This is a genomic window from Microcoleus sp. T2B6 (assembly GCF_036700475.1).
Lineage (GTDB): Bacteria > Cyanobacteriota > Cyanobacteriia > Cyanobacteriales > Microcoleaceae > Microcoleus.
On the sequence record NZ_JAUBOZ010000011.1, the window covers coordinates 103404 to 116765 of the forward strand.

11 protein-coding genes are annotated in these 13362 nt (G+C 44.1%); 7 read left to right on the top strand and 4 right to left on the bottom strand.

The genetic code is table 11. The features are described 5' to 3' along the window. Positions 1-339: 339 nt before the first annotated feature. Both QUA00_RS07640 and QUA00_RS07645 read left to right on the top strand, forming a co-directional pair. A complete protein-coding gene (locus QUA00_RS07640; RefSeq protein ID WP_333409239.1) occupies positions 340-789 on the top strand; it encodes a hypothetical protein in 450 nt (149 codons plus the stop codon). Beyond that, on the top strand, positions 783-3284 hold the full coding sequence (locus tag QUA00_RS07645; protein WP_333140153.1) for a protein kinase domain-containing protein: 2502 nt from the start codon (positions 783-785) through the stop codon (positions 3282-3284). The genes QUA00_RS07640 and QUA00_RS07645 overlap by 7 nt, the downstream gene beginning before the upstream one ends. Positions 3285-3659: 375 nt before the next feature. Here QUA00_RS07645 and QUA00_RS07650 read toward each other — a convergent pair whose 3' ends face one another. Continuing rightward, positions 3660-5072, bottom strand: coding sequence for a hypothetical protein (locus tag QUA00_RS07650; RefSeq protein WP_333409240.1), 1413 nt, complete (start codon positions 5070-5072; stop codon positions 3660-3662). A gap of 181 nt (positions 5073-5253) precedes the next feature. Between QUA00_RS07650 and QUA00_RS07655 the strand changes: the two genes are divergently transcribed. Next, positions 5254-6279 carry a hypothetical protein gene (locus tag QUA00_RS07655; RefSeq protein WP_333409241.1) on the top strand — a complete coding sequence of 342 codons (1026 nt, stop codon included), beginning with the start codon at positions 5254-5256 and terminating at the stop codon, positions 6277-6279. A gap of 202 nt (positions 6280-6481) precedes the next feature. Here the strand turns inward: QUA00_RS07655 and QUA00_RS07660 are convergent, their stop codons facing one another. Continuing rightward, positions 6482-6805, bottom strand: a complete 324-nt coding sequence (locus tag QUA00_RS07660; protein ID WP_333140147.1) for a TMEM14 family protein — start codon at positions 6803-6805, stop codon at positions 6482-6484. A gap of 125 nt (positions 6806-6930) precedes the next feature. Between QUA00_RS07660 and QUA00_RS07665 the strand changes: the two genes are divergently transcribed. The 4 genes from QUA00_RS07665 to QUA00_RS07680 all read left to right on the top strand — a co-directional run bounded on the left by QUA00_RS07665 (position 6931) and on the right by QUA00_RS07680 (position 10842). After that, a complete protein-coding gene (locus tag QUA00_RS07665) occupies positions 6931-8235 on the top strand; it encodes an ATP-binding protein (protein ID WP_333140146.1) in 1305 nt (434 codons plus the stop codon). A 369-nt stretch (positions 8236-8604) separates the two neighbouring features. Then, the gene (locus QUA00_RS07670) at positions 8605-9051 is read left to right on the top strand and encodes a tellurite resistance TerB family protein (RefSeq protein ID WP_190739853.1); all 447 of its coding nucleotides are present in this window, start codon (positions 8605-8607) and stop codon (positions 9049-9051) included. Between the two features lie 153 nt (positions 9052-9204). Continuing rightward, a complete protein-coding gene (locus tag QUA00_RS07675; protein ID WP_333409242.1) occupies positions 9205-9618 on the top strand; it encodes a thioesterase family protein in 414 nt (137 codons plus the stop codon). Between the two features lie 252 nt (positions 9619-9870). After that, the gene (locus QUA00_RS07680; protein ID WP_333409243.1) at positions 9871-10842 is read left to right on the top strand and encodes a putative 2-dehydropantoate 2-reductase; all 972 of its coding nucleotides are present in this window, start codon (positions 9871-9873) and stop codon (positions 10840-10842) included. A 129-nt stretch (positions 10843-10971) separates the two neighbouring features. On the opposite strand, the gene QUA00_RS07685 is transcribed toward QUA00_RS07680, so the two are convergent. Together QUA00_RS07685 and QUA00_RS07690 are read right to left on the bottom strand one after the other, a co-directional pair. Then, the gene (locus QUA00_RS07685) at positions 10972-12405 is read right to left on the bottom strand and encodes a 2-succinylbenzoate--CoA ligase (protein WP_333409244.1); all 1434 of its coding nucleotides are present in this window, start codon (positions 12403-12405) and stop codon (positions 10972-10974) included. Positions 12406-12552: 147 nt separating this feature from the next. After that, positions 12553-13362 (bottom strand): o-succinylbenzoate synthase (locus QUA00_RS07690; RefSeq protein WP_333409245.1); only part of this gene is annotated, 810 nt, incomplete at its 5' end.

A 13362-nucleotide genomic window follows, 5' to 3' on the forward strand; every position in this document is an offset into this window, starting at 1 on the left:
TAAAATCTAAAATCGATTGACCACCTCTTTTGCTATAATTTGTGAGCATCTTTCGGCTCGCCCGCACCGAGGGGCAAGACCCCTCACCCAGACAGCGACCGAAAAGCCGAGGATAGATATCAGTTTTCAGAGGATATTGCAATGGGCGAATTTTTTACAGTCGATGTGTTTGCGAACACGATAGCGGTACTCGGCGCTTTGGGTTTTTTCTTTTTGGGATATCAAGCTTTGCAGATGTTGAAAAAATAAAGTATGTCCGAACTGAGATGTTACACCATTGTCAAGAACGGGCAAGATGCCCGTTCCACAAAGAATGATTTTTCTTGTGGAACAGGCATCTTGCCTGTTCCTAAACAAGTAATTGAGAATGGTGCAATATCTCAGTTAGAACTGAGATGTTGCACCCTTGTCAAGAACGGGCAAGATGCCCGTTCCACAAAGAGTGAGTTTTCTTGTGGAACAGGCATCTTGCCTGTTCCTAAACAAGTAATTGAGAATGGTGCAATATCTCAGTCAAAAGTCAGAAGTCAGAAGTCAGAAGGAAAGAGGTCTGAAGGAAAGAAGTCAGAGGGAAGAAGTCCGATGGAAGTCGGAAGAAGGAAAGAAAGAAGAAGGAAAGAAACAACTATTCAGAATACCCAATGCCCTGTTTTGCCCATGCCCAATGCCCTGTTTTGCCCATTCCCCGGAACACCTAATTTACCTGAAAAAGGCTATACAACTGACTCAACAGTGCAACTGTTTCTTGCGAAAATCAACCAAAAAAAGGCTGGATTATTATCATGGTGAGCCAACTTTTAGATGGACGCTATCAAATCATTGAAGTCATAGAAACAGGAGAATTTGGGCAAACCTATCTGGCCAAAGATATTCGCCGTCCCGGAGAACCGCAGTGCTTTGTCAAGCACCTGCGTCCCGGTACCACCGAACCAAAATTAATTAATACTACGCGCCGTCTTTTTCAAAAAGAAGCAGAAGTTCTAGAAAGGCTCGGTCAACACGACCAAATTCCTCAGCTATTCGCTTATTTTGAAGAAAATGAAGAATTTTTCTTAGTTGAATCTTTTGTTGCCGGTCACTCGCTATCAACCGAGATTGTACCGGGCAAACCTATGAGCGAAGAAAAAATGATTGCTTTGCTGAAGGAACTGTTAGAAATTTTAGTGTTTGTACACGGACAGGGAGTAATTCACCGAGATATTAAACCAGCAAATTTAATCCGCCGCTATTCAGACAACAAGTTAGTTTTGATTGACTTTGGCTCGGTGAAAGAAATTCACATCGCTCAAAGACAAGCACCGGTAACGGTGCGGATTGGCACGCTGGAATATATGCCGATCGAACAATTTCAATACAACCCCCAACTCAATAGCGATATCTACGCTTTGGGAATGATTGGCATCCAAGCAATGACGGGTTTGCCGGCTTACGATTTGCCGAAACTGCGGGATTTGAAAAATTCTAATAAAGGCGAAATTGTTTGGCGGCATTTAGCCGTGTGTTCCCAAGCGCTGGCCGATGTTTTGGACAATATGGTGCGCTATGATTTTCGGGAGAGGTACCAGTCGGCGGCGGAAGCTTTAGCCGATTTGAGGAAAATTGGCGATCGCTCGCGGGCACGGATTCCCAAGCTAACAATATATCGCGAAGAAGTCGATCGGCGCAGCAGCAGCCGGGGTGATATTACAGTCGTCGGTCGGAGAATATTAGATGAACTGCGCGTCAGTTTGGAATTGCTGCCAGAAGAAGCAGAGGCGATCGAAGATGAGGTATTGAACCCTTACCGGAAATACAGGGAAAAAGGCGAACGCTACGAACAATCACTGCAAGAAGCAATGCAGCAAGAATATCCTTTTTCTCTGGAAACTCGCGAGGAGTTAAAACGCTTGCAGCAAGTTTTAGGGCTTACTGACGAAGATGCCGCGACAATCGAAGAATTAGTCATTCCTAAATCTTTATTCGCTAAATTGTACAAGGCGATTACCACAGTTTTGGAGGGACACCGCAACCCCAATGGGCTACCACCGAGTAGCGCCCCTCACCTCGAATTGCAGGCAAGTCCGGCGGTATCCCCGCAGGTAAATCTGAACGGAAAAACCGATTTGTCGAGATCCAGCCCAGCAGCACTTGTCCCCAAAGAAACTCGCAAATTCAATCCTTATCTTGCCGGGGCAACAATTGCGGCTATCTTAGCTGCGATCGGCGGAGTTTACGGATATCTCAAGTGGCAAGAATGGCAGCAGCGAGTCCAGAAAGAATCCCAACAGATCACTCAAATTGAAGCTCTTTATACAGCCAGCAATTATGAAGGCTGCATCAGTCAAATACCAACAATTGCCAACACTTCCAGCACCTATTCGTCCGCTCAGGAGTTACAAGAACAGTGCCAAGCAGGTCTGCGTTGGAAGAACGCCAAAGTCAAAAATTTCGCTCAGCATTCAGATGCAGTTGGGTCTGTTGCTTTCAGTCCAGACGGCTTAATGTTAGCCAGCGGTTCTAAAGACAAAACCATCCAAATCTGGGATTTAGCTACAGGCAAGTCGATCCGCACTTTTCCAGGAGATTCCTCCACTATTTGGTCGGTTGCTTTTGACTCAAACGGTACGAAACTGGCGACTGGCACCGGTTTTTGGCGAGTCATGCTGTGGGATTTGAAAACAGGGCAAGTGATTCGCAGTCTCGACCACACTGCTTCTGTTTGGTCTGTCGCCCTCAGCCCCGACGGACAGCTTGTGGCTAGTGCCAGCGGAGACAAAACCACGAAGATTTCGGATGCAACAACTGGCCGTTTGATTTACAATTTGCCCGACCATACAGATTTTGTTTATTCTGTTGCTTTCACTCCCGATGGAAAAAGTTTGATTAGCGCTTCTAAGGATAACAAAATTACAGTTGTTGATGTAGCAACGGGGAGGTTGCTCAAAACTCTTGAGGGACACGGCGACGCGGTGAGGTCGGTTGCTGTTAGCCCGGACGGGAAGACAATTGTTAGCGGTTCCTATGATGAAAGTATTAAAATCTGGAATCTCGAAACCGGAGATTTAATTCGCTCTATCAAGGGACATTCTGACGATATTGTCTCGGTTGCTATCAGCCCGGACGGGCAGTTTATTGCCAGCGGGAGCAAGGATAAAACTATTAAAATTTGGGATTTTGCTACCGGAGAACTGCTGAATACTTTGACGGGACATTCCGATGAAGTTTATGTGGTGACTTTTAGTCCCGATGGTAAAACTATTGCTAGCGGTTCTAAAGACAATACTATTAAGTTGTGGTTGAGGTAATATTATTTTAGATTTTAGATTTTAGATTTTAGATTTTAGATTTTAGATGGGAATGACTTACTGCATAATGGTTGGGAATTTCCCTACAGTTGCATCCTTTTGAGGAACTGGTGTAATATCAATTCCGGTCGATTACCCCTAATATCATGTCCGATCGATTGACCGCGATTAAAGGCCGGGGCGGGTTTACAGATTTTCCCGTTTCTATTCAATATCTTGGTGAACCCGCCCCTACAGGAATCATGGTTAATTGACCGGACATGATATAATACAGTAGGGGCGGGTTCACGAAAAATATCTGCCAATAATTGACAATCTCAAAAACCCGCCCTTTTAATCGCTCGATCGTAAATGATATAATTAGTCATTGGTCATTTAATTGCTGTAATTAAGCTCGCTTTTTAAGGTTTGGGGAAAGTGCCAATAAGGCGTTTCTAATTCGTCCTCAGTTGGAGAATTTTCAGTTGACTCCTCTCGGATTTGAAAAAAGTGGTAGAGGTTAGCGACAGTTAAATCGGATATTTCTTGCCAATTCGAGGCAGCTAAACCTTGATAGCCAGTAGCGATCGCCTGCTGGCTGACATAAAATTCGTATCTCCGGCGGATTTCCGGCGACACAGCGAAGGTTAACTGGTCGCGCAAGGATAGAAAGTGAGACTTTTGCTTTAAAGTTTCATAAAGTGAAGGTTCCGCAGCTAATACCGCGAATGTAGTGTACACGCTGCTTTTTAAACTATCGCCGGTGAGTTTATCTAAACTAGCTAACTGGTGCTGCTCTTTTAGAGACAAAGTTTGCATCCAATCCACCTCATTTTGCCAAAATTCTATTACACTTAAATCATGACCCAGAATCCTAGTAACTTCGGGAAATAAAAAATCTAGTTCGGGTTCGGATTCACATCCTTTAACAACAGTTAGAATATCTTGACAAATTTTTGATTGGAGTTCCAGCAGGCGATCGCTCACCATATCGTAGGCCCGCTGCAAGTGAAACGTGACCCCGATCGCCTGCTCGATCGCCCAAACACATTCCATTTGCCTGAGCTTTCCGGCAGAACACAGCCCATCCAACAAACTGGGATTGTCATAAATTTTTAAAGCCTCAAACAGCATATCCCGCCCGCCATTAATTTCGGAATTCCGAAGTTTAAGATCGGGTACTGTCAGGGCTGACTGACAGCGTTTGACAGCCTTAGAAAAAATATCGTAACCGTTAACCCATTTCTGGCGGTGCATTTCAAAATTAGAGTCGTGAGCCACCTTAAAAATCTGCTGGATCACCTCTACTCCCCTATCTTTGAGGATGTGTCTGAGATCGATAAATCCGTCTTTAATTTTTAGCTTCTGGTGCTTTGCCTCTTCTCTGATTTTTAATACTTGGTTGAGGTTTACTGCTGACAAAACTGTGCTCGATACAGCGCCAATACCAATGACAGCAGCAGTTGCTTGCATCACTGCCAAATTAATTTTCAGACAGTTAAGCATTCTGTATGTTTTTTGAAACCCCTGATGAGTTTGAGCAACCTGCAACGGCGCCACTGTCACGTACAGGGGAGCTACCAGCGGCTGTATGGGGCCACCTCCGGCTAACTGTGCGAGCAATCCTAGAACTCCGCGCGAGGAGCTAGTTCCAGTTGTTGATTGATAAAAGATTTTTGCAAGCTCCACAAACTCCCCTGTCACTGGATCTCTAGCTGCGGGGAGCAATTTTCCTGTTTTGGTAGTAGGCTGTACCAGTTTGCCAGTATTAAGTAGAGCCTGAGTTGCAGGGGTGAATATATAATCCATGTTGTGACACCAGTTTTAAAAAAATGCAACTGTAGGCAAGCTCCAAACCACGATAGTCACCAGTCATTCCCAATTCTTCAATTCTTTAATCTAAAATCTAAAATGGTATGACTTAGCTCGTATTCAAAAAGGCAGATGTTCTGTATTGTATGCTATTTAGGGAAACGAGGCATCAAAGGAAATGAATGAGTATCTCAAGGTATTCCAGGCTCTTACCCAGTTTAGCGATCGATTGCTGGCCGACGAACATCAATCCCTAGAGATCAAACAGTCAGCTACCCAACTCAGCTTAGATGTGGAACCTTGTATTCAGGAAATCAAGCAATCAGCCCTCAGACTCAAGGGGCTACTTCAGGTATGTTTCAAAGATGTATCTCACGCTGAGGATGTCTGGAATAGCAAGCCGAGAATTGCTGGAGCATCTCCTGTTGATGTCTGGGAGCAAATTGGCGAACTAAGCGGATGCGATGTGAGAATTCGCAGTTTAGGAAAACAGGGCCAATATGATGCTGTTTTTAAAGTTCGCAAATCGTGGAGCGACAAGGCTACCAAGTTAAAAAATCAGTGGTTTTTGTGGGATAAAAACAATCAAGTCTTTCAAAGAGATACTCTCGGTTTTTTTGAAAAAGATAATTTGCACAAAGAGTTACGGAATGAAGTTGATTACCAGGCAGAGCGAGTGATTTTAATTATGGAGAATGAACTCCATTTGATTTTTAAAGAATTACAATCTATTGATATAGAAAAAATTGAATTTTATATTGAATGCTTCGATCTCAACAGTCAATCGAGATTTAGAGAGAGACTGCAATCAATAGGCGGCGAGATTGTGTCGAAGTTTACGGAACCTCTGAAATATTTACCTGGCTCTTCTGTGAAGACTTTTAAAGAAACGCTGAAAGCCCCTGTAGAAGCTCTGGTTCATAAAAGCAAGATGGGAATCAGTTTGGTCGATTTTGAAGATTCCTGTAAAGTGATTGGGTCAATCATGGAGAGTTTGATTTTAGCAATTTTTGAGGAGCGCATGAAACTGGCAACTCAAACAGTTGAAAAAGCGATAAAGTTCTACAATAATTTTTTAGAGAAGCAGGCGCGGTATCAGCAAGAGACGCCCCAACAGCGAGCGGCGGAAAAAGATTGGATCGAATACCAGCGGCAGCAACTCAGGGAAGTTCAGCAGTATATTGATGCAGTCATTAGTCATTAGTCATTAGTCATTAGTCATTAGTTATTGGTCACTGGTTATTGGTTATTGGTTAGTAGTTATTGGTTATTGGTTATTAGAACGAACAACTAACAATTAACAAATAACCACTGACCACTAAAAACAGTCAACAGTCAACAGTCAACAGTCAACAGTCAACAGTCAACATTCAACAGTCAACAGTCAACAGTCAACAGTCAACAAATTATTGATATTGACCGCTGATTTCGTAAACGATCGCGCCCAAAGATGCCAAACTAGCTAGAATCAGCATTCCGGCCGGCATGAATTTGCGAGTTTTTACAAGCCGTAAAATAAAGACTATTACTAAAACAGCCGAGATGACTGCTGCTAATGTTAAACCCCAACTTTGTCCCATAAGCTGCGCGGTGCCGGCAAAAATTAGCAGCGAACCGCTAATCAAGCCCGAAATGAGCGAGGCTTGGCTTTTGGCCTTGATATAACCCATGATGCCGCCAACCAGTGTTAAAATGCCGTAGCCGATCGCCGCTGCTGTACCTAAATTCATTTTTAATCCTCCCGATTTCACAAGTGCATCTAAATTTATACAGCGCGGCCTGCAATGAGTGTCACGAATTGTTAGAAAATTTATTAAAGCCAGTCAGGATATCTAACTGTTATACAATTGCCATTATGTCAGCCCTAACTTCTGGTGCGATCGCCCAAATCCGTTACCTCCAGCGCCTCGCAGCATCCCTGCTGCTGTATCAATCGGTTCTCAAAAGCCCCGCCGGCCAAGCTTTTCTCGATTTGCTGCAAGCCCTTCACCACAGCGAAGTCAGCGGTTTGGAATGTCAGATAGCTTACGGGAACTGGTTCAAACTTCAGGCTGCTAAAAATTTAAGCTGGAAAGATTCTTTGATTTCCGAAATTCTCAAAAACGAAAACCCCTTTTCACGCCGAGCACAGCAAACAGATTTTGCAAGTTTGCCCCCCGCTTTGGTGGAGGCCGCCCGACATGATTTAGAAGTGCTGCAAAATATTTACGAATGCAGCAGCGAACAGTTGAGCAAGTGGGTGCGGGTAGCGGGTCAACTTGACGCAGTGCCTCCGATTTGGCATTCAGAAAGTGTAGCAGAACAGGGAGATTTGCCGCTGCACGGAAAACTGGAAAAATGGTCGAGCGCTACGGAATCTTTGGCAGCTTATTACCGACAGTTTGGCACGGGTTTGTTTGCCGAATATCGCGCTTTTGCGTGGCGGGAAGGGCAGTTGGCGACTATTTCGCATCCCGATGGCATCACTTTAAAAGAGTTGGTTTGCTGCGATTGGCAGCGGGATGCTCTGGTGAAAAATACGGAGTTTTTGCTTGCTGGTTATCCGGCTTTGCACGTTTTGCTGTACGGAAGCCGCGGTTCGGGCAAGTCTTCTTTGGTGAAGTCGCTGTTAAATGAATTTGGATGTCGCAATCTGCGCTTGATTGAAGTATCTAAATCGGATTTGCAAGATTTGCCGCTAATTGTCGAGCAGTTGCGGGGAGTTCCTCAAAAGTTTATTATTTTTGTGGACGACCTTTCCTTTGAAGAAGATGACGATGCTTTTAAAGCTCTGAAAGTTGTTTTGGAGGGGAATGTCACTGCTCGCTCTCAAAATGTGGTAGTTTACGCCACATCTAACAGGCGGCATTTAATTCGAGAGTTTTTTGACGACAGGCCTCGTCCCAGCGACGGAGATGAAGTTCACGCTTGGGATACTGTGCAGGAAAAACTTTCATTTAGCGATCGATTTGGCTTGACTTTAACTTTTGAACCGGCAGATCAAAACACTTATTTAACTATAGTCCGACATCTGGCAGAACTCGCTGGAATCAAACTCGCTCCCGATGATTTGGAACACCGCGCTAAAGAATGGGCAACTCGTCGCAATGGGCGATCGGGCAGGACTGCGCGGCAGTTTGTTGATTTCCTGAAAGCAGATTTAGCCATTTTTCACAAGTAGATCGTCTGCGCTGGGAGGGCGGGTTTTAGCCGAGATGTTACACCATTCTCAATAAGTTTTTTATGAACAGGCTTTTCGGCCTGTTCCACAATAAAATTCACTCTTTGTGGAACAGGCCGAAAAGCCTGTTCTTGAGAAGGGTAGAAGATGTCAGTTTTACCTGAAATATGGGAAGGCAATTCAGGATCTGAATAAACCCGCCATTGCAGCGCCGAAGGGCGAAATAAAAATTCTTAATTTTTTCATAATTTTATTGATAATAAATAACTAACAAAATTTGATATAATTATCAAAATCTCCAAAGAAACCTCCAGAGCCAGAACCCATCCTGACTCCCTAAATCCACCACTAAATAAAGAGGAAAATATCATGGGTTTATTTGATAAAGTATCGCAGACTCGCCAAGAAACGGACGTAACGTTAGGGCCTGCCGAAGCATTTGCGGCGATCGCGCTAATTGCAGTAGCAGCAGACGGTTACATCAATGACAGCGAAAGTAAAGCGATTAGCATGACGCTATCTCGGATGCAACTGTTCCGCAGTTATCCCGATGACGTAATGAGAAAAATGCTCGATCGCCTGCTGATGATTCTGCAACGGCAAGGAGTTGAGGTACTGTTTAATGCGGCTTTGGCAACGCTTCCCGACGAACTTAAAGAAACCGTTTTTGCTGTAACAACTGATATCGCTTTAGCAGATGGCGAGGTTTCAGAAGAAGAAGAACAACTTTTGAACGATCTTTACAGTGCCTTGGGGCTTTCCGAAGATATTGCCCTCAAGATTATAGACGTGATGTTGATTAAGAACAAAGGTTAAGAAATCAGGGGAAGGAGTGAGGAGGGCGAGTTTTACAATATAAAAAATTAGCGCCTACTTACTTAGCTAATAACTTCTCCAAAAGTGCGGGTTTACGGATATGATGGTTGGTAAAATTGCGATCCAATGTGCGATCGCCAGCTACTACCTCAAATGCCTTTCACTTACACCCGCACTGTTCACTTTCAAGATACCGATGCTGCTGGAGTCGTTTACTTTGCTAACGTTTTGGCGATGTGCCACGAAGCTTACGAGGCATCTCTAGCAGCATCGGGAATCAATCTCAAAGCATTTTTTAGCAATTCCGAGGTTGCCTTTCCCATAATTCATGCTAGTGTAGATTTTTATCGCCCAATGTTTGCGGGCGATCGGCTGATAATTCAATTGACGCCCAAACAAGTTACTGGCGACGAATTTGAAATTGCCTATCAAGTATTTTCTGAGGAAGTTGCAGGAAGAAGCGCTGCTAAAGCTCTTACTAAGCACGTCTGCATCGATGCAGTGGGCAGAACTAGAAAACAGCTATCTGAAGACTTGATGCAGTGGATGAGGAAAATTGAGAGTTGAGATTTCAGATTATACTAATTCTCAAAAGTCATGCAACAGTAGCTGTAGGGTGCGTCGCCACCTGCCAATCCTAAAAAAGAGTGACAATCTCAAAGCGACGCACCTTACCTCATAGTTCAGGAAACAAACCCAACACTCATGATTGTTGCTTTCTGGAGGCGAGAATTGGCATTAGTTCTATCTTTAAATAGTAGCAGGGAATGACAATCAAATTTCTGTTTTGTTGATAATTATTTCTGACTTTTTGATAGTATGTCAAATCGCAATTATGCCATTGTGGGCACGGGAGCTTTAGGCGGATTCTACGGTGCTAGACTGCAACAAGCAGGTTTAGAAGTCAATTTTTTGCTACGCAGCGATTACGATCATGTCAAAAAACACGGTTTGATTGTCGAGTCTCCCGAAGGCGACTTCACCCTCCCCCACGTCCGCGCCTACCACGACGCGCACAAAATGCCTAAGTGCGACGTAGTAATTGTAGCGCTGAAAACAACTCAAAATCACTTATTGCCCAAAATTTTGCCTCATTTATTAAAGGATAACGGCGCGGTTTTAGTTTTGCAAAACGGATTGAATGCCGAACCGGAAGTAGCTAAAATTGTGGGTGCAGAACGAGTGGTTGGCGGGCTGTGTTTTTTGTGTTCTTATAAAGTTGGGCCCGGTCATATCTGCCACCTAGATTACGGCACTATCACCCTGGGAGAATATGCCCAAGACTACAAAGCAATCGGTATTACTGATAGATTGCACCAAATTGCTAAGGATTTTAAACGTGCTCATATTCCTATTAAAATGAGCGAAGATTTGCTATTGTCAAGGTGGAAGAAGCTGGTTTGGAATATTCCTTATAACGGGCTGTCTGTAGTGTTGGATGCGAGAACTGACGAACTGATGGCTAATCCCGATACTCTGATTTTAGTTAAGGAAATCATGGGGGAAGTGGTAGCGGCAGCCAAAAGTTGCGATCGCATTATTCCCGATGACTTTATCCCACATATGCTCGACTACACTGAGAAAATGAAGCCTTACCGCACCAGCATGAAAATCGATTATGATGAATCGCGGCCCCTGGAAGTTGAGGCAATTTTTGGTAATCCGATACGGGTGGCGCAGCAAGCAGGTATTAAGTTGCGGCAAATAGAGGTACTTTACCGAATGTTAAAGTTTATGGATTTTCAAAGGCAAGAAGCGGAGAGGACGAGAAGGCTATTAGGTTTGTCGTAATTAGTCAGTTGACAGTTGACTCTTGACTGTTGACTGTTGACTGTTGACCGTTGACTGTTGACTGTTGTTAGGAGTCGGAAATAAGCATGAGAAATTTTGCCTTCTGCATTGATTGCGATCGCCTAATAATTATTGATATTTGATCGCAATCTTTTGCAATTGTTCTCGATTAACTTTGCCTTGAGAATTGCGCGGCAATTGTTCGACGATTACCCAATATTTCGGTCGCTTAAACTTGCTCAACTTATCTTCTATTGCCGCTTGCAGATTTTTGACAGTAACTTCGGAATTAGCGGGAACGTAGATAGCCGTAACGACTTGACCCCAATCTTTGTCTGGCAAGCCAATTACAGCAATGTCCGCAACTAAATTAGTCGATCGCACAACGGCTTCAACTTCCGCCGGAAATACATTTTCTCCGCCTGTGATAATTTTGTCGCTGCTGCGTCCGACGATATTTAAGCAGTTATTTTTATCAAAAAATCCCAAATCATCTAGTTGGAAGTATTGGCGATCGCCAAATTGTTCAGGATAATAACCCAACGCCAAAGATTTAGCATTTACCGCAATATTTCCGATTTTATTATAACACAACATATCACCTTTTGCACTGCGAATCGTTATTTTAGCATGGGGTAAAGTTTGACCGGAACTGTTATTGCCAGCGAGAAAATCTTCGGGTTTTAGTGTAGCAACTTGCGAGGCTGTTTCTGTCATGCCATAACTAGGCGCTAATTTGATTTGATAGTTTCTAGCTGTTTCTAAAAGTTCCGGCCAAGCGGGAGCACCGCCCAGAAGTACGGCACGAAACCGTCCCAGCCAATTAGCTGTATCTGGATTTTGCAGCAGCCGTTGCAGTTGAGTTGGAACTAAAGAAATGAAAAATTCTTCTGGTTCGAGGTCGCATATTTTACCCTTTTCTAATTCTTTAAAGGGCTGAATAGCCAGTTTTCCTCCGGTAGTAAACGATCGCATGAATTGCATTAAACCGCTGACGTGGTATAATGGCAAAACGCAGAACGAGTTGATTTTGTCAACTTGAAAATATTGTTGAAAACCTTGTACTGATGCGGTTAGTGTTTCCCAAGTGTGGATGGCAAAACGGATTTTTCCTGAAGAACCGCCGGTGGGAATCATGATTGTATCAAAACCGTTTTTAGTCGGCGAATAGAATTCGGGCGAATGGAATTCGCGGCTATACAAACGAAGTCCGCCTTCGCGGACTGGGATATGGGGATTTTTGGGAAGCGGGCATTGTCCCCAAATTAAGTCTGGTTGGACTAAATCAAAGACTTGTTGCCATTCTGGTTTTACCCAGTTTGGATTGCACAGAAAAATCGGGCATTTGGCGGCACGGGCGGCGATAAAACTGACCAGAAATTGCACGGGTTCTGGTTCTGCCAGACAAATTTTGGGTGGTGTTTTTTGTGCGGGATTTTGGGTAATTTCTTGAAATAGCCGATCGACAATTCGGGCAAATTCGCGACTGTCACAACCGATAAGCCAATCATCGGGCAAGCGATCCGCGATATCCAGGATATTTACTGTTAGATTTGTTGCCATAGATGCTGTCACCAAGTTTCTCGATTCAAAACAATTACAGGAGTTACGCACTCCGACAAAGAAACCGGGTTTTTTACCGAATTTGTCGGCTGCAACGGGTCTTTTCGTAAAAAACCCGGTTTCTGAACCCCAGGAGTAATCTAAAATCTAAAATCTAAAATCCAAAATCGAATGGTTGTCATCGAACCAGGAATCGGTGCCGAAGCCGAGTGCTCTCTTATTTAAAGACAATTCGGTTGCTAAATTTAAGGCTGCTTGTCGGCCGATTTCGGTTTCAAATACTGATGAGAAAACTGCATCTATATTGTGAGTTTGACAAAATTTTCGCAGTTGGGATGGGGAACCGCATATCGCAGGTTTAATGACGAAAATGCCCCGCCAGCCTTGGTTGTAGCACTCTTGGATGCGATCGAGGTTGGCAGCAGATTCGTCTAGGGCGAGATCAGTTGCATAAATAGCATTCAATTCTACCATTTCCTGAAACTGTGTTACTGGCAGCGGCTGTTCCAAAAATTCAATGTCTGCGGAAAAGTCGGGAGTTGCTTTTACCTTGTCGCAAGCTTCCAGCCATGTTTTAGCCTGCGAGTAATTGAGTCCCCCGTTGGCATCTAAGCGCAAAAATGCCGATTCTCGATCGCACAAATCGTGCATTGCTTGGATTAGCTGCTGAAAAATCTTTAATTCTTCCTCAATTGCAGCAACACCAATTTTCCATTTAAACGTGCGATATCCCTCTAACCAAAGCATTGGTAAAGCCTGCAAAGCTGTTTCACCTGCTGGCAATAAACCGCTGAACCGATTTTGCATTTTCTCCCCCTTTTGGGAAAGGTAAGTTAAATTTTCGCTTTTCTCCCCCCCTTGGCAAGGCAGGGCGGTTTCTTTCTTGGTAGGGGCCGTGCCCCCGTGCCGGCCCTTTTGGTCTGAAACCCCCATTCGATGGTTGGTGGCGGGGGTAGG

Excerpts from the sequence above, each read along its gene's own strand:
- QUA00_RS07685 (WP_333409244.1), bottom strand. The coding sequence starts at position 12,405 with ATGGCAACAAATCTAACAGTAAATATCCTGGATATCGCGGATCGCTTG.
- QUA00_RS07675 (WP_333409242.1), top strand. The coding sequence starts at position 9,205 with ATGCCTTTCACTTACACCCGCACTGTTCACTTTCAAGATACCGATGCT.
- QUA00_RS07680 (WP_333409243.1), top strand. The coding sequence starts at position 9,871 with ATGTCAAATCGCAATTATGCCATTGTGGGCACGGGAGCTTTAGGCGGA.
- QUA00_RS07645 (WP_333140153.1), top strand. The coding sequence starts at position 783 with ATGGTGAGCCAACTTTTAGATGGACGCTATCAAATCATTGAAGTCATA.
- QUA00_RS07670 (WP_190739853.1), top strand. The coding sequence starts at position 8,605 with ATGGGTTTATTTGATAAAGTATCGCAGACTCGCCAAGAAACGGACGTA.
- QUA00_RS07655 (WP_333409241.1), top strand. The coding sequence starts at position 5,254 with ATGAATGAGTATCTCAAGGTATTCCAGGCTCTTACCCAGTTTAGCGAT.
- QUA00_RS07650 (WP_333409240.1), bottom strand. The coding sequence starts at position 5,072 with ATGGATTATATATTCACCCCTGCAACTCAGGCTCTACTTAATACTGGC.
- QUA00_RS07660 (WP_333140147.1), bottom strand. The coding sequence starts at position 6,805 with ATGAATTTAGGTACAGCAGCGGCGATCGGCTACGGCATTTTAACACTG.
- QUA00_RS07665 (WP_333140146.1), top strand. The coding sequence starts at position 6,931 with ATGTCAGCCCTAACTTCTGGTGCGATCGCCCAAATCCGTTACCTCCAG.